This is a genomic window from Lacrimispora sphenoides JCM 1415, assembly GCF_900105615.1.
GTDB classification, from domain to species: Bacteria; Bacillota; Clostridia; order Lachnospirales; family Lachnospiraceae; genus Lacrimispora; species Lacrimispora sphenoides.
This window is the reverse complement of sequence record NZ_LT630003.1, coordinates 3,099,300-3,115,076: the sequence shown is the minus strand read 5'-3', so window position 1 is coordinate 3,115,076 and position 15,777 is coordinate 3,099,300. Positions and strand designations below refer to the sequence as shown.

The window sequence follows — 15,777 nt, the reverse complement described above, 5'->3', positions numbered from 1 at the left end:
AAACATATATTTTAATTAAAATATATGTAAAAGTTGCGTAAATATGGTTTACAAAATCAAAAATATAATATAGTATGATTTTGTAGTCCCAAAGAGTGTTGGATTGAAAGGAGAAAAAATGAAAAAAAGAAGAGTCATGTCACTGCTCGCGGCAGCACTTATGGTGTGTTCCATAAGCGCCTGCGGAAAACAGGAGAGCGCCAGCACAAAAGCCAGCCAGACAGAGGAAAGTAAGGCAGAAGAAAGTAAGACAGACGAAAGTAAGACAGAAGCAGCCAGCAAGCCGGGGAAAGAAGCAGGGGGCACCGTAAAGATCATGACAGCCAATACAGGAGGCAAGGATGAAGCGGAAATGAAGCTTTTTGCAGAAGCCCTTTCTCAGGCTACAGGTCTTACGGTTGAATTTGAAAAGCCGGCATCGGATTATGACAAGGTACTGATGCAGAAATTAAGCGGCGGCGAGACCTATGACCTGATTTATATCACTGCCAGCCAGTATGCCAATCTGGTAGCTCAGGGGGCCTTAATGGATATTACGGACCGGGTAAATGGTTCGGAGATTCTCACCGGCAATGTGGATCCGGCTGAGTGGAAGGACATCACCATTGACGGTAAAATCTACGCCGGTTTCAACAAAAAGGAGATCCACAGGGTAGTGGCTTTAAACAACACGCTTCTTAAAAAGGCCGGAATCGATTATAAGAAGATCGAGCCCACCATGGATGGATATTATGATGTGATGAAAAAATTAAAAGAAAGCAGCCAGGACCCGGACTTTTATCCCTTTGATTCCATTTTATCTGAAACCTATGATTTACAGCCCTGGATGGCGGCGGCAGGCTTAAAGAACGGCGTGGTCCTGGACGATTCCGGGAAACGGTTTGCGCCATACTCAGAAGATGGAGCAGCACCTGTATGGGAATGGTTTAAAAAGCTGTATGACGATGGTCTGCTGGATCCATCCTCCTTTGTAGATAAGACAAAGGATATGAGAGCCAAAATGGGGGCCTCCTCTCAGAAGACGGCTCTGACGGTAGACTGGGCAGCATGGGTTGGTTTACATAATGCAAATGCTAAGGCAGGGGGGATTTCTCCCGAAGATTTTGAGATCGTTTCTCTTCCTGGACTTAAGACCCCTGACGGAAGCTATATGCTGGTCAAAGGAAGCGCCAGTTTGTTTGCAGTTCCTGCCAATGCAAAGAATCCAGACGGAGCCATGAAGGTTTTAGAGTATTTTGCAACGCAGGAAGGCGGAAATCTTCTTTCAACCGGAATTTCAGGCTATGATTATACTGGCTCAGATGGGAAATTTGAATTGACGGAAACAGGAGCTCAGCACGGCAATGACCATGGCGCTCCATTCCCGATCTATAAGGATTTCAAGCCGATTTTCGGGTTCAATCCCGGAGTTGAAGAGGCGTTAAGCTACAGCAGCTATGCAACCATTGACAGGATCATTCCTAATGAAGCGGATTACAAGGAAATCGTGGGCAAATGGGGGATCAAGATCATCAAAGGAGAAGTTACCACCCAGGAGGGGCTTAGCGGCATGAGAAAAGAGCTTGTTGACCGGAAAGTGACTGACCGGTAATCACAATCCCCAAAAAAGACAGGAGGTATCGGTTTGAAAGGACAGCTTAAGAAAAGGATATTGCGGTATAAGGAGATCTATCTGCTGCTGATACCAGTTCTCATCTACTTCCTTGTATTTTCCTATTATCCGCTGGTACTGGGAATCATAAAAAGCTTTCAAAAGGTAAAGCTTTTAGGCGGCTATGAAATAGTAGGGTTTAGCAATTACAAGGAGATTTTTGGGGATAGGCAGTACAGACAGGCGTTTATTAACAGTCTTACAGTAGGAGGCGGAACCTTTCTCCTGCAGTTTGTCTGGGGACTATTAATCGCTGTATTGTTGAATGAGATCAGAAGCAAGGCACCCAAATCCCTGTTCCAGACGGTTACTTACATACCGTATCTTCTGTCCTGGTCTGTGGTAGGAGGTTTGTGGATCTCCATTTTATCGCCTGCAGGCATGGTAAACGGCATTATGAGGGCTTTCATGGGAACCAGTTATTCTCCCATGGTATTTATGTCGGAGGGACGTTTCGCCAGATCCATCATGATTTTTACAGGTGCATGGAAAGGGGCCGGCTATTTTGCGGCCCTGTTCCTGGCCGCCATGGTCGGAATCGATTCGGCCCTGTATGAATCCGCCAGAATGGATGGTGCTACAAGAATCAAGCAGATCCGATACATCACTCTGCCGGTCATTGTGCCCACCATGAAGGTGGTAGCAGTGTTGTCGGTCATGGGAATCCTGCGGAACTTTGACCAGATTTTTGTTATGATGAATGCCTCCATCAGCGATAAGGTAAAAAACCTGCTGGTATTAATTTACGAACAGGGCATTATCCAGTTTAATGTGGGGACTGCTACGGCGGCTGCGACCGTCGTATTATTCGCAACCCTGCTGATTACCTCGGCGGTCAGAAAAGTGCTGAAATATGATGAGATTTATTCCTGATGGAAAGGGCAGAGATATGAAAAATAATCTAGATAAAAAAGGTTTAACAGGTTTCTGGAGAGTACTGTTTTTGTTTTTGACGGCCGCCATTTTTCTTACCATGTTTCTTCCCATGTGGAATGTATTTGTAGTCTCCACTTCAACAGCCCTTGATTCCTCACAAAGCGGGATCAAGCTGTGGTGGACAACATTCAGTTTGGAAGGCTTTTTCTATGTGTTCCGGGTGACCAAGATGGCAAGACCGTTCCTAAATTCCCTTTTTATAACCACCTTGGGTACTGTGATCCAGGTTCTTTTGTCAGCCCTTGCAGGCTATGTTCTGATACAAAAGAGCCTTCCTTTTAAAAATTTTATTTCCTCCTTCATCATGCTCACCATGATGGTGCCGGGGGACTTAACTTTGATATCCGTTTACCAGCTCAATAAGCAGCTGTCATTGTTAAATACTTATCAGGGGTTGGTACTAAACGGACTGGTGTCCGGTTTCAGCATCATGATGATGAGAAATTACTTTGAGACGGTCCCTTATTCTCTTGCGGAATCAGCCAGAATGGACGGGGCAGGAGAGTTGAAAATATTCGGAAGTATCTATATGCCCATATCCCTTCCTGGATTTGCGACTGTGTTCTTCATGGAGTATGTAGCCAGATGGAATTCTATCATGCTTCCCGCGACCTTGATCACGGACGAGAAAAAGTATACTCTTCCTCTGATGTTAAAGCAGATGATCATGTCTGTGGATTCCACATCGGGAACGGCGGCAACTCCGGACAATGCGATAATGGCGGCGATCGTGATTTCAACCATACCGCTGCTGATCATCTATATGTTTGCTCAGAGATTTCTCATGGAGGGCATAAACATGGGGGCCGTTAAGGGTTAAAGGAGGACCGAAATGAAGGAAAAGACAATCACATTTCAAAGGACAGTATTAAAAGAGGAAGAAGGGCTGTATTTAGAGGTACCGTTTTTCGTGCCGGATCAGGCTGAGGCCATGGAACTATCGTACGATTACGACAGGAACGGAACTATCATTGATTTCGGCCTGTTAAATGATACGGGAGAATTGATCGGCTGGTCCGGCTCTGACCGGAGCCGGATCGTTATTTCAGATCACAGGAGCATGGCTGGCTTTGCGTCGGTTCCTGTAAAGCAGGGACAATGGAGCATACTACTGGGAGCCTACAAGGTAGAAGAACAGGAAACGGTAATTACATATAAAATTACGTTCCATTTAAAAGGCCTGCGGCTATATAAGGGAGATACCCACCTTCATTCCAGCGGCTCCGACGGAAATATGACTCCGGAAGAACTGGCACTTGCTGCCGGAAGAGAAGGGCTGGATTTCCTGTTTGTTACGGATCATAACAATTATGCCCACAATTACCAGCTTCGTTCTACGGACCAGGTAACCATGATTCCGGGAGTGGAGTGGACCCATTACAAAGGACATATGGGAATGCTGGGAAGGAATCGTCCATATAAAAGCTTTCTCTCCAATTCCCTGGAAAGGACCGTAGAAATCGTAGAGGAAGCAAGGGAAAACGGTGCCTTTACGGTATTAAACCATCCCTTCTGTCCCTGGTGCGGCTGGCAGTGGGGGCTGGAGAAGGTTCCCTTTGACGGGGTGGAGGTTTGGAACGGAGGCTTGATGACGGAGAGCAACCAGGCCTGCCTGGCCTGGTGGGATGAAAGGCTTAAGGAGGGGAAAAGGATCCCAATAACAGGGGGCAGCGATTTTCATAAATATGAACCGGGAAGAATGCCGGCTTCTCCTTGTACCTGCGTGTACGCCCTTTCAAATTCCGCCGAGGATATATTAGAAGGACTTAAAAAAGGCCATTCCTTTCTGACCATATCTCCGGAAGGTCCCATGATGGAAACCTGGGCCGGGGAGGCTCTCATGGGAGATGAGATCCCGGAAGAAAGCGAAATCATGTTTAATTTCGGAAACTTACGCGAGGGCGATATCCTGTTCCTGGTTTCCCAGGACGGCAGGGAAGAAATCCCCTGCGGATCGGGCCGGCTTTCCATTCAGAGAACTGCCGGAAAAGCCGGATATCTCAGGGCTGAGATCAGGCGGAGCTTTCTTAAGGGGTATCCTTATATTCCGGTGCTCCTTTCCAATCCTTACTATATAACAGGTGAAAAAAATGACAAAGAATGAAATAGTGACAAATGAAACAATTAAAAGGGTACATGTAGTATTCATGACCCATTTTGATATGGGATTTACGGATCTTGCAGACCGTGTTCTTTCCAGCTATATCCAGGATTTTATTCCTGAAGCCATCAGGCTTGCCATGGATTTAAACCAGGATGGAAGGAAACGGTTTATCTGGACCTTAGGGGCATTCTTAATTGACCGGTATTTAAAAAAATCGCCTCAGGCGGAAGCGCAGAAACTGAAAGATGCATTGATGAGAGGAGATATCAGCTGGCATGGACTGGCCTTTACTACTCATACGGAACTGATGGATGCTGACCTGATGAATTTTAACTTAAGCTATGGGGACAGACTGGACAGAGAGTTTGGAAGAAAGACCATGGCTGCAAAACTTACTGACGTGCCTGGTCATACGAAAGCCATGGTGCCAATCATGGCCCGCCATGGGAAGCGATATCTGCATATCGGAGTAAATGCCTCATCCATGAACCCAATGGTTCCCAAAAGCTTTGTATGGCGGTCAGGAACCAGCGAGATTCTTGTCCAGTATTCCCCTGTTTATGGCTCGACCTGTTATATGGAGGGTATGGAGGATGTTCTGGAGTTTGTTTTTTTAGGAGATAATCTGGGCCTTCCCACCAGGGAAGATGTTTTAAGTCAATTAGAGGAATTGGAAAAGAAATATCCAGGTGCAGCAGTGGAAGCCTCCACTTTGGATGCTTATGCAGGAAAGCTTTGGGAAAGAAGGGAAGAGCTTCCCGTAATAACGGAGGAAATCGGGGACACCTGGATTCACGGCATTGCCTCAGATCCGGTCAAGGTCAGCGGCTTCAGACGGCTTCTGGGCCTTAAGGATCAATGGAAAAGACAGGGGAAGTTTGATTATGAAGGGCCGGAATTCCATGGTTTTATGGAAAACCTTCTGATGGTATGCGAACATACGTGGGGGCTGGATTATAAGAAGCACCTGTTTGATTTTAAAAACTGGGAAAAGGAAGATTTTAAGAGAGCCAGAAAAGAAAATCATGTAACGGAGGATATGTTTACGGAAAGAAATGCAGCTCTATTACATGCCATATATAAGGAGAAAGGTGTGGATCATCTGGAGAGCACCTATGACCGGTACGAAAGCTCCTATGAGGAACAGCGGGCCTACTTACTCGAAGCGGTCCGGCTGCTGCCGGAGGAGCTTAAAGAGGAAGCCAGGCAGGCGCTAACCTGGACTCCGGTTACAGAAGTGGAGACATGGGAAGAGGGAGGAGAGGTCCATCCGTTTGAGATCGTTTCCATACAGGACTGGAAAGCGGCGTTTGATGGTAACGGCTCAATGGTATATCTGGAAAAGGAGGGAAAGGTCTGGATCCAGTCAGGCTGCTTTGGCCGTTTTTCTTATGAAACCTATGGAGCTACGGATACGACATCGGAATATTATGAGTACAATCATGCATTTAAGGAAAATATGGCCTGGTCAGAAGCAGATTTTTCAAAGCCCGGACTGGAAACTGTGGAGGGACTTACTAACCGGAATTATACCTTTGGAGTGCGGGAGATGAGAAGGTCTGATTCTGTAGTGAGGATCTGTCTGGCAGGGAACCCGGCGGCTGTAAGGGAATATGGATGCCCTGAGCGGGCGTGGATTACCTACAGGTTTGGAGAAGAATTATTGTGTGATCTTTTATGGGAAAATAAAGATGCCAATAAAATGCCCGAAGCCCTTTGGTTTGATGTTAATCTTGATGTTGAAAATCCTTATCTCTGGAAGATGAAGATCATGGATCAGGAAATCTCTCCTCTTAAGGTAGTAAAAGGAGGAAACCGGAGGCAGCACTGCATAGAAAAGCTGGTCTATGACGGGGCGGATGGGACCATAGAAATACATAATACTGATTCTCCTCTGGTAAGTGTGGGAGGAAGGCGGCTGTATGGCGGTTGTCTGGAGCTTCCGGATATGAAAAAGGGATTTTCCTATTGCCTGTTTAACAATAAATGGGGAACTAATTTTTCCATGTGGTGCCAGGAAGACTGCAGGTTCCGGTATGTATTACGCGTTCAAAATAAGGAATAGAATAAGGTGGGGCGCTTTCTTAATATCCTTTGGTGTCCTGATTATGGCGGTTCTCATCTTTCCCGATTATAGAAACAAGAGAAAATAGACACAGTCCATCTTGTTTGCCAACAGGCTGGGCTGTGACCGTAAAGATTTTTTAAACTATTGACAGAGATAAGAATATAGCCCATTTTCATTCAGAAAGATTCAAAAATATTTGATTGAAAAACATATGTTCTCATGATAAAATAAATATTGGAAAGCACTCATGACAGGAGTGGCTAAGCCTCCCGGATTTGTAAAACCGATATATGATATCGGAATACATAAGAAAGGAGGAAACGCCAATGACAGTATACGAAATTATTTCGACATTCATTGGAATATTAGCTTTGCTAATATCCTTTGGTGGCCTGACGATAGCGGTTCTCACCTTTCTCGATAAGAGAAACAAGAGAAAATAAAAAATGCCCATCCTGTCAGCACACGGGATGGGCGGTGTCCGTAAGGACATTTTAAGCCAATAACCGAGAGCATCCACTTTTGGAGTGAGTGCTTTCTTTTCACCTTTATTATAATCAATTCCTATCTAAATTTCAAGTTATTTTTTGACTCTCTTCAAAATTAAAAAACTCAATATGGAAAACAGGTTTCATGAAATTTCAATCGAATAGAGAATATATAAAAAGTTTCTACCATTCAGGCATGCAAGTAAAAGGGAATATTTGACAAATCCATGGAACCAGTGTAAGATAAAAAAATGGAATATAATCCAGAGAAATATGAAAGAAAAGTTATGGAAAAACCCATGGTTTTTGTGGAAAAAGTAATGAAAAATGAAAACTCATGTGGAAATAGTCAACAATCAGGAGGAGTAGATGAAGAAAAAAAATGGGCTGATGAAGATTCTGATTTTCCTACCCATAGTGCTGTTTATTTTGCTTGTCGGGTGGATCGGGGTAGGTGAATGGAATGGAAAGCAGGCCGTTCCAAGGGAAAGCCTGACCCATTCTGAGCCTGAGACATCAGGGGAAACGGAAGTCCTGACGGTGGAAGAATCCCAGTCTCAGGAAGAAACCGCTCCAATTGAGGAAGAAACAGAGCAAAAATCAGCCGTTCAGCTCCTCTTTGCAGGTGATATATTACTATCTAGTCATGTGATGGCAGCTTATGATAAGGTGGGGGACATGAATGGTGTCCTGGACGAAGGATATCGAAGTGAAATCAGCAATACGGATATCTTTATGGCCAACCAGGAGTTTCCTTTCAGCGACAGGGGCTCTGCTGCACCGGATAAGCAGTTTACATTCCGACTGCCGCCTTCCAAAGTCTCCCTGATGAATGAAATCGGAGTTGACATCGTTACTCTGGCCAATAACCATTCCCTTGACTATGGAACAGATGCCCTTGTGGATACCTGCACGGCCCTGGATGGAGCCGGTATTAAGTACGTGGGGGCAGGCCCTGATATGAACCGTGCCAAACAGCTTGAGAAGATAGAAGTGAATGGAAAGGCCATAGGCTTTCTGGGAGCGTCCAGGGTCTATCCCGATCCTGACTGGGTGGCGAACAGCAAAAAACCAGGCATGGTAAGCGGTTATGATCCCACCATCCTTCTGGAAGAAATAAAAAAGGCAAAAGAAATCTGTGATTATCTGGTAGTTTATGTTCACTGGGGTGTGGAGCGTGATGAGAAGCCTCAGGAATATCAGAGGGCTTTGGGAAAGCAGATCATCGACGCAGGAGCTGACTTAGTGATGGGAAGCCATCCTCATGTTCTTCAGGGAATTGAATATTACAACGGCAAGCCTATCTGCTACAGCCTGGGAAATTTCATCTTTGGAAGCAGCATCCCAAAGACAGCCCTTATAAGGGCACAGGTGGATTTTGCCCAGGGAAGCACCACATTGTCCTTAGTCCCGGGGACATCAAAGGCAGGATATACCAGGAAGCTGACCCAGGAAGACGAGATCCGGGAATTTTACCAGTATTTCCAGAGCTTATCCTTTGATGTATCAATTGATGAAAACGGCGTTATTCACAATCATAACAATTAAACTCAGACGAGGTATCTGTCACCCTGGCAGATGCCTCGTTCTTTTAGCCGTTTAGCCAGAGTGCCGAGGACCAGCTTTTTATTTCCGCTCCATAAAGGCGAAAGAAGAAGTTTTTTCGGTCCGTCTCCGCTGATCCGGTGTATGACCACCCCGGTCGGAAGGAGGGCGATGCAGTCGATCACCAGATCTGTGTATTCTTCCAGGGTATAGACAGGAACCAGGCCTTTATCATATTCTGAGGCAAGATCAGTTCCTTTTAACACATGAAGAAGCTGAAGCTTAATTCCATCGATTCCATGTTCTCCCAGATGACCCAGATAGTTTACAGTTTCCAAAATCATATCCCTGGTTTCTCCTGGAAGCCCTAAAATGACATGAGCGATGACCGTAAGACCGGCTTCCTTTAAATTCTGGTAGGCTTCATAGAACGTATGAAGGGAATATCCTCTGCGGATATAATCTGCTGTGGATTCATGGATGGTCTGAAGCCCCAGCTCTACCCAGACAGGCTTTATTTTATTTAATCTTTTTAACAGATTTATGACATCAGGCGGAAGGCAGTCGGGACGGGTGGCAATGGAGAGGACCGCCACATCCGGATGGCAGATGGCCTGGGTAAACAGCTCTTCCAGATAGGGAACGGGAGCATAGGTGTTGGTATAAGACTGAAAATAGGCGATGAAAAGGCCTTCTTCGGTCTTTATTTTAGCCTGGATCCTTTTGCGGGCAGATTCAATCTGTTCCGTGACGGAGGGATGGAGGTTTAAGGATTCCGCAAATTCTCCTGATCCCCCGCCGCTGCAGAAAATGCATCCCCCGGTTCCCAGGGTCCCATCCCGGTTAGGACAGGTCATGCCGCCGTCAAGAGCCAGTTTATAGACTTTTTGTCCGTATTGTTTTTTCATTTCATAGTCCAGGGAATGGTAAGGTTTTTCGTTCCAGAACATGGTTTCCTCTTTTCCGCCCACGTTTTTGGGCATGAAGGTATGCCAATGGGGTATTTCCTTCGCACTTATTTTGCTTGTTTCATTATACGGGTCTCCCGGATGACCTGTCAAATTATTTTATAGGTTTTCGTAAAATATTATATTGTGAAATCTTTGGCATTTATGATATACTCGTAGCAATGACAATGCTTTGTCAATGAATGGGGGAAACCTTCCAGGTTACTATATAAATTGGGCGTGCCCAGCCCAAAAGCATGGGCAGTAAATCGGAAAAGGAGAACAAGTGACATGAAGATAAGTGATACGATTCAGCTGCTGGAGTCTAAGGAGTCTGAAAAGCTTATGACTGCTTTATATGGAAAAGAGGCAGTCAGGGAGAACATTGAACGTTATCAGAGCCTTATAGGAAACTTCCAGAAGAAATTTCCGGAGGATGATGTGATGCTGTTTTCCTCACCAGGGCGCACGGAGATCAGCGGAAACCATACCGATCATAACCATGGAAAAGTGCTGGCTGGAAGCATTAATCTGGATTGTGTGGGAGTAGCTGCAAAAAACAACAGCAGAAAAGTGAATATTATCAGTGAAACTTATAACCAGAGCTTTGAGATCGATCTGGATGACTTAGCTCCAAGCGATAAGAAGGCAGGAACCATTGACCTGGTAAAAGGTCTTTTAAAGGGCTTCTTAGAGGAAGGGTATGAGATCGGCGGCTTTGATGCCTGCGTAACAAGCAATGTCATCAGTGCGGCAGGTGTCAGCTCCTCTGCTTCCTTTGAGATGCTGCTTTGCTCTATTTTAAATACATTCTTTAACAATAGCGCCATGGATGCCGTGGCATATGCCCATATCGGCAAGTTTTCTGAAAACGTGTACTGGGACAAGGCTTCCGGCCTTTTGGATCAGATGGCATGTGCAGTAGGGGGACTTATTACCATTGATTTTAAGGACCCGGCAGTTCCGGTTGTAGAGAAGATTGATTTTGATTTTGGCTCTAAGAATCACAGCCTTATTATTGTCAATACAGGAAAAGGCCATGCGGATTTAAGCGCAGATTATTCCTCGGTTCCGGCAGAAATGAAAAAGGTCGCAGAATTCTTCGGAAAAGAAGTATGTGCTGAAATCACGGAAAAAGAGGTCATTGACAATTTACAGGAAATCAGGGATTTTGCCGGTGACCGTTCTGTCCTTCGCGCCCTCCATTTCTTTGAAGAGAATAAGAGAGTAGAGGAAGAAGTGGCAGCTTTAAAAGAAAACCGGTTTGAGGACTTTTTAAAGAAAATTACCGAATCTGGAAATTCCTCCTGGAAATGGCTGCAGAACTGCTTTACCAACACCAGTTTCCAGGAGCAGGGAATCACCATTGCCCTGGCTCTTACGGAACTTTTCCTGAAAGAGAAAAATACAGGTGCATGCAGAATACATGGAGGCGGATTTGCCGGTGTTATCATGACCATGCTGCCTAATGAGCTGGTAGAAGAATATATTTCCTATATCGAGAAAGCAATGGGAGAGGGCAATGCTTACCGAATGAGCATCAGGCCATATGGAGCCATCTGCTTTAATGAGATAATCAATCAATAATAATTGTAAATTCTGCCAAATTGGAGTAAAATATAATTAAGAAACGTTAGAAAAGAACGTGGGCAGAAGGAGGCATTATGAAAGAAAAGAAAAATCTGGTCATCACCATAGGAAGGCAGTACGGCAGCGGCGGCCGAATCGTGGGAAAAGCCCTTGCAGAGGAGCTGGGAATTCATTTTTATGATGAAGAGATTTTGTCCATAACTTCGGAGCAAAGCGCAGTTGGAGAGGTATTTTTCCGTCTGGCGGATGAAAAGGCGGGAAGTAATCTGCTTTATAAGATCGTAAGCGGTTTAAAGCCCCAGCTTGGGAAACCCTCTACGGATGCGGACATTGTGAAACCGGAGAATCTGTTCCGTTTCCAGTCCCAGGTCATAAAAGAGCTGGCTTCGGAGGAGTCCTGCATTATTGCCGGACGGTGCGGGGATTATATCTTAGGCCGTGAAAAGGAAGAATTTCCGGGCCTGGTAAAAATCTTTGTTTACGCAGACACGGAAACCCTCATCAAGCGCACCATGGAAGTGGATAAGGTTGATGAAAAGGAAGCGGCTAAGCGGGTAAAGAAGATTAACCGGGAGCGGAAGGAGTATTACCGCTACTATACCGGCGAAAACTGGGAAAATTGGAACAATTATGATCTGATTATCAATACCAGCAGCATTGACTTAGAGCAGACCGCGAAGCTGATTAAGGATTATATTAAGCTTAGAGGAATTGAGCTATAAAGGAACGCATAAAACGGCGGCTTTGATTGTGATTTCAAAGCCGCCGTTTCCATGCCTAACGGTATATCATGGAACCAGTTTTAACGTTCCATGGATTTTTCCGGTACCAGCGCCGATAAGGCGCTATCTAAGTCATTCTTAAAGTAAATCTGGTTTCCTTTGTTGCATTCATAAATAAAGTCCCTTAGACTTTTGCTGGTATAGTTTGAAAAATCCCCTATGATTGCGAGCTTAAAACGGTAGTTTGAAAATTTCTGCAGGATTTCCCCTGCTAAACCTGTTTTAAGATCAAAGAAGCTTTCATAAAGGCTTTCTTTATACAGGGTCATGCCGATGCAATCACATTGGTATTGGGACGAAGCCATTATATCAAGTATATCTTGAGCCGTGGATATCTTTTCGTCCTTATTAAGAATTACAATATTCTGGTTTCTTATTGTTTTTATATTCATCTCATCTAAATCCTTCTTTCTCTGAAATGGTTCTGTTATACCTTATTTTGTATGGGCTTCATTAATAATCCTCCTGTCTAATGGTTTCAACCAATTCCATAATTAACTGAATGATTGCCTGTGCAAATTGGATGTTCCCCCATATGGTGACACGAACTTTGCATTCTGATTCCAGAAATTGTGCATGCATGGTCGGATGGCCATATTCCGGGAGATTGGTATTCAGCGCGGCAGTAACAGTATTCATAATACGAATGGCATCATCCATACCCTCGACGTCGATATCAATTACAGAAGACACCTTTATTTCATAGTCGGATTTTTTAAAAGAATGGCTGGTTTCCTTCCCGCTTTGTAATTTTGTGCTTTCCATAAAAACACTTAAGTCATGTCCGGTCACCCTCCAGCTTTTTCCGATCTTTCCTGCTCTCAGCTTGCCTTCCCTGATGTAGCGCTGGATTGTCTTTGGGTGGATATTGAGCATTTCTGATATTTGCTCCACTGAATAATATTTTTCCTCCATATTAATCACTCCTTGTTATTCCTTAAAATACTTTATAAAAGTAATAATAAGGTATAATAGGTAATATGTCAAGCGTTTATTTCTGGCGGTTTTTTATTATCTTAAAATATGATAAGTGATTCACATACAATTGTAGAGGTGATAGATTTGCCTTCACTTACCTTTCAGTACCAGATGGAAAGAGTACTTTATTAGAAAAACTATAGGCGGGTACCCGTACATATCCCGGACCCGCCTATTAACTAATCTCATCATTTTCTGCCAGTATCTATTCCATAGCAATCTTTTCTAAATAAATAAATTCACATTGGATTCTTCCGCATCCCCCAGATAAGCGCCTACGCCTCCAAGTTCCACTCCGTCGATCAACTCCTCGGACCGGATTCCCATGACATCCATGCTCATGGTACAGGCAACAATTTTCACTCCGGATTTCATGGCCTTCTGGATCAGGGTTTCCAGTGAATCCACATTTTTATCGTTCATAATCTTTTTCATCATGGCGGTTCCCATGCCGCCCATATTCATTTTAGATAATTTTAATTTTTTACTTCCTCTGGGAAGCATGAATCCAAACATGGATTCCACCAGTGATTTGCGGACCGGCTGTTTTTCTGACTTTCTTAATGCCGTCAATCCCCAGAAGGTAAAGAACATGGTAACAGGTCTGCCCATGGCGGCAGCGCCATTAGCAATGATAAAGCTTGCCAAAACCTTGTCAAGATCGCCGGAAAATACGATGATGGTCTTTCCTTCGGCTGCTTCCGTTTTTACAGGGGCAGCAGGGGTTCCTTTCTTTACCAGGGCAACGTAATCTTTTCCGCGGAGTTCACAGGCCATAAGCTCATTACCGGTTCGTCTGCACCAGGCGCCGATGTCGCGGGTAAAACCGGGATCAGAGGCAGACACTTCCATGACTGCTCCATCCGGCATCTCCTTCATGGTTTCAAACACCTTCATGATGGGGCCGGGGCACTGCATGCCGCTGCAGTCTAAGCGCATGGCAGAGGTGGGGATATTTTTCGTTTCCATCTGGCCGCTGTCGGAATAAACGGTTTGTTCGGAAGGAAGAACCCCTTCCGCCGTATAATGGGTCGACTGATAGAATCTGGCTCCGCCGGGATAAAGCTTGACATTATGAAAGCCGTTCTGCATCAGGAGGCGGGCAGCATTGTAAGCCCGGACTCCAATGGCGCAGAAGACGATGATTTTCTTTGAAGGATCCAGTTCTTTTAAGCGGTTTCTTAACTGTCCTAAAGGAATATGCTTTGCATTTGGCAGGGAAAAGGCCATTAGCTCTGCATCCTCTCTGACATCAAGCAGTACGGTCTCCGGGTTTTGCTCCACAGCATCCCAGGAGGAAAATGCGACCTTACCGGTAATCAGGTTTTCAGCCACAAAACCAGCCATGTTGACCGGATCCTTTGCTGAGGAGAAAGGAGGAGCATAAGCAAGCTCCAGGCTCTTTAAATCAGAGATTCCTGCACCAAGGCGGATGGACACCGCCAGAGTATCAATCCGCTTATCAACTCCGTCACGGCCCACAATCTGTGCTCCGAAGATCTTTTTCCCATCGGTGGAGAAAAGAAGCTTCAGCGTTATGGGCACGGCGCCGGGATAATAGCCTGCATGGGAATTCTGGGTAATGATGATGCTTTCATAGTCCCTTCCCTTTTGAAGCCCCCTCTTGATCAGTGCCTTTTCATTTGCACCGGTGGAAGCTGCAGCTAAATCAAATACTTTTGCAACCGATGTTCCCTGGGTTTTTTTATAGGTTTCCTGGGCTCCTGCAATATTATCGGCTGCAATGCGTCCCTGTTTATTGGCAGGTCCTGCAAGTGGGACCATAGCCGGTTCCTGGAATATAAGGTCATCGACCTGAATCACATCGCCTACGGCATAGATATCCGGATCCGAAGTTCTTAGATATTCATCTACCACAATACCGCCGCGCTCATTGACAGAAAGGCCGGCTGCCTTTGCCAGTTCGCTGTTGGGCCGTACACCGATGGAGAGGATGACCAGTTCTGAAGAAATGGTTTTCCCGCTTTTTAAAGTAATGGCAACAGATCCATCCTGATCTTCAAATGCAGCAACACCGTCACTTAAATGGAGGTCTACCCCGTTTTGCAGGATGTGCTCGTGGAGCAGCTGAGCCATTTCGTAGTCAACAGGCGTCATAACCTGGTCCAGCATCTCAATGAGGGAAACAGAAAGACCTGCGTGACGGAGGTTTTCAGCCATTTCAAGGCCAATAAAGCCTCCGCCGATGACAGCGGCTGTTTTAATTTTGTTTTCTTTAATAAGAGCGCGGATGCGGTCGGTATCAGGAACCGTCCAAAGAGTCCGGATACGGGAAGATCCGATTCCCGGAATGGGCGGGCGGACCGGTGAAGAACCAGTGGAAATGACTAAGGTGTCATAGGTTTCCTCATAGGTTTCTCCGGAATCCAGCCTGCGGACCGTAACTTTTTTATTCTCCCGGTCAATGGAGGTGACTTCATTTTTTACTCTGACATCAATATTATATTTATTTTTCATTGCTTCCGGCGACTGCAGCAGCAATGCATCTCTGGATTTGATCAAATCTCCTACATGATAAGGAAGGCCGCAGTTGGCGTAGGAAATGTATTCTCCCCGTTCAAACATAATGATATTTGCCTCCTCGTCAAGCCTGCGCAGCCTGGCTGCACAGCTGGCTCCTCCGGCTACTCCGCCGATAATTACAATTTTCTTCATAATATGCCTCCT

14 protein-coding genes are annotated in these 15,777 nt (G+C 45.2%); 10 read left to right on the top strand and 4 right to left on the bottom strand.

What is annotated here, in order from left to right; all coding sequences use genetic code 11:
• Window positions 1-118: 118 nt before the first annotated feature.
• The 8 genes from BMX69_RS14035 (at window position 119) to BMX69_RS14010 (ending at window position 8,795) form a co-directional block, all read left to right on the top strand.
• A complete protein-coding gene (locus tag BMX69_RS14035; RefSeq protein ID WP_100042670.1) occupies window positions 119-1,591 on the top strand; it encodes an ABC transporter substrate-binding protein in 1,473 nt (490 codons plus the stop codon).
• A gap of 33 nt (window positions 1,592-1,624) precedes the next feature.
• The gene (locus tag BMX69_RS14030; protein ID WP_100042669.1) at window positions 1,625-2,524 is read left to right on the top strand and encodes an ABC transporter permease subunit; all 900 of its coding nucleotides are present in this window, start codon (window positions 1,625-1,627) and stop codon (window positions 2,522-2,524) included.
• A 16-nt stretch (window positions 2,525-2,540) separates the two neighbouring features.
• Entirely contained in the window at window positions 2,541-3,407 is an 867-nt protein-coding gene (locus tag BMX69_RS14025) for a carbohydrate ABC transporter permease (protein WP_025234555.1), read from the top strand.
• Between the two features lie 12 nt (window positions 3,408-3,419).
• On the top strand, window positions 3,420-4,691 hold the full coding sequence (locus BMX69_RS14020; RefSeq protein ID WP_100042668.1) for a CehA/McbA family metallohydrolase: 1,272 nt from the start codon (window positions 3,420-3,422) through the stop codon (window positions 4,689-4,691).
• Window positions 4,678-6,756, top strand: coding sequence for a DUF5054 domain-containing protein (locus tag BMX69_RS14015; protein WP_100042667.1), 2,079 nt, complete (start codon window positions 4,678-4,680; stop codon window positions 6,754-6,756). Before BMX69_RS14020 ends, BMX69_RS14015 begins: the two co-directional genes overlap by 14 nt.
• A 329-nt stretch (window positions 6,757-7,085) precedes the next feature.
• Entirely contained in the window at window positions 7,086-7,202 is a 117-nt protein-coding gene (locus BMX69_RS25040; protein WP_330387433.1) for a putative holin-like toxin, read from the top strand.
• Window positions 7,203-7,498: 296 nt separating this feature from the next.
• Window positions 7,499-7,705 carry a hypothetical protein gene (locus BMX69_RS24480; protein WP_166433196.1) on the top strand — a complete coding sequence of 69 codons (207 nt, stop codon included), beginning with the start codon at window positions 7,499-7,501 and terminating at the stop codon, window positions 7,703-7,705.
• A complete protein-coding gene (locus BMX69_RS14010) occupies window positions 7,617-8,795 on the top strand; it encodes a CapA family protein (RefSeq protein ID WP_100042666.1) in 1,179 nt (392 codons plus the stop codon). The genes BMX69_RS24480 and BMX69_RS14010 overlap by 89 nt, the downstream gene beginning before the upstream one ends.
• Window positions 8,796-8,797: 2 nt before the next feature.
• Here the strand turns inward: BMX69_RS14010 and mnmL are convergent, their stop codons facing one another.
• Complete coding sequence (mnmL, locus tag BMX69_RS14005; RefSeq protein WP_100043859.1) at window positions 8,798-9,742, bottom strand: tRNA modification radical SAM protein MnmL/YtqA; 945 nt, start codon at window positions 9,740-9,742, stop codon at window positions 8,798-8,800.
• Window positions 9,743-10,030: 288 nt separating this feature from the next.
• On the opposite strand from mnmL, the gene BMX69_RS14000 reads away from it, so the two are divergent.
• Together BMX69_RS14000 and BMX69_RS13995 are read left to right on the top strand one after the other, a co-directional pair.
• A complete protein-coding gene (locus tag BMX69_RS14000) occupies window positions 10,031-11,326 on the top strand; it encodes a galactokinase (RefSeq protein WP_100042665.1) in 1,296 nt (431 codons plus the stop codon).
• A 77-nt stretch (window positions 11,327-11,403) separates the two neighbouring features.
• Complete coding sequence (locus BMX69_RS13995) at window positions 11,404-12,051, top strand: cytidylate kinase-like family protein (RefSeq protein WP_025234549.1); 648 nt, start codon at window positions 11,404-11,406, stop codon at window positions 12,049-12,051.
• A gap of 80 nt (window positions 12,052-12,131) precedes the next feature.
• On the opposite strand, the gene BMX69_RS13990 is transcribed toward BMX69_RS13995, so the two are convergent.
• The 3 genes from BMX69_RS13990 to BMX69_RS13980 form a co-directional block, all read right to left on the bottom strand.
• Window positions 12,132-12,503: a DUF4180 domain-containing protein gene (locus tag BMX69_RS13990; protein ID WP_054791501.1), complete on the bottom strand. Its 372-nt coding sequence runs from the start codon at window positions 12,501-12,503 to the stop codon at window positions 12,132-12,134.
• 61 nt (window positions 12,504-12,564) lie between these two features.
• A complete protein-coding gene (locus tag BMX69_RS13985) occupies window positions 12,565-13,026 on the bottom strand; it encodes a helix-turn-helix domain-containing protein (protein ID WP_100042664.1) in 462 nt (153 codons plus the stop codon).
• Window positions 13,027-13,314: 288 nt separating this feature from the next.
• Window positions 13,315-15,765, bottom strand: a complete 2,451-nt coding sequence (locus BMX69_RS13980; protein WP_100042663.1) for an FAD-dependent oxidoreductase — start codon at window positions 15,763-15,765, stop codon at window positions 13,315-13,317.
• Window positions 15,766-15,777 lie beyond the last annotated feature (12 nt).

What these genes read in the sequence shown, in the direction of transcription:
- BMX69_RS14035 (WP_100042670.1), top strand. Translation starts at nt 119, where the DNA reads ATGAAAAAAAGAAGAGTCATGTCACTGCTCGCGGCAGCACTTATGGTG.
- BMX69_RS14025 (WP_025234555.1), top strand. Translation starts at nt 2,541, where the DNA reads ATGAAAAATAATCTAGATAAAAAAGGTTTAACAGGTTTCTGGAGAGTA.
- BMX69_RS14020 (WP_100042668.1), top strand. Translation starts at nt 3,420, where the DNA reads ATGAAGGAAAAGACAATCACATTTCAAAGGACAGTATTAAAAGAGGAA.
- BMX69_RS14015 (WP_100042667.1), top strand. Translation starts at nt 4,678, where the DNA reads ATGACAAAGAATGAAATAGTGACAAATGAAACAATTAAAAGGGTACAT.
- BMX69_RS25040 (WP_330387433.1), top strand. Translation starts at nt 7,086, where the DNA reads ATGACAGTATACGAAATTATTTCGACATTCATTGGAATATTAGCTTTG.
- BMX69_RS24480 (WP_166433196.1), top strand. Translation starts at nt 7,499, where the DNA reads ATGGAATATAATCCAGAGAAATATGAAAGAAAAGTTATGGAAAAACCC.
- BMX69_RS14010 (WP_100042666.1), top strand. Translation starts at nt 7,617, where the DNA reads ATGAAGAAAAAAAATGGGCTGATGAAGATTCTGATTTTCCTACCCATA.
- mnmL (WP_100043859.1), bottom strand. Translation starts at nt 9,742, where the DNA reads ATGTTCTGGAACGAAAAACCTTACCATTCCCTGGACTATGAAATGAAA.
- BMX69_RS14000 (WP_100042665.1), top strand. Translation starts at nt 10,031, where the DNA reads ATGAAGATAAGTGATACGATTCAGCTGCTGGAGTCTAAGGAGTCTGAA.
- BMX69_RS13995 (WP_025234549.1), top strand. Translation starts at nt 11,404, where the DNA reads ATGAAAGAAAAGAAAAATCTGGTCATCACCATAGGAAGGCAGTACGGC.
- BMX69_RS13990 (WP_054791501.1), bottom strand. Translation starts at nt 12,503, where the DNA reads ATGAATATAAAAACAATAAGAAACCAGAATATTGTAATTCTTAATAAG.
- BMX69_RS13985 (WP_100042664.1), bottom strand. Translation starts at nt 13,026, where the DNA reads ATGGAGGAAAAATATTATTCAGTGGAGCAAATATCAGAAATGCTCAAT.
- BMX69_RS13980 (WP_100042663.1), bottom strand. Translation starts at nt 15,765, where the DNA reads ATGAAGAAAATTGTAATTATCGGCGGAGTAGCCGGAGGAGCCAGCTGT.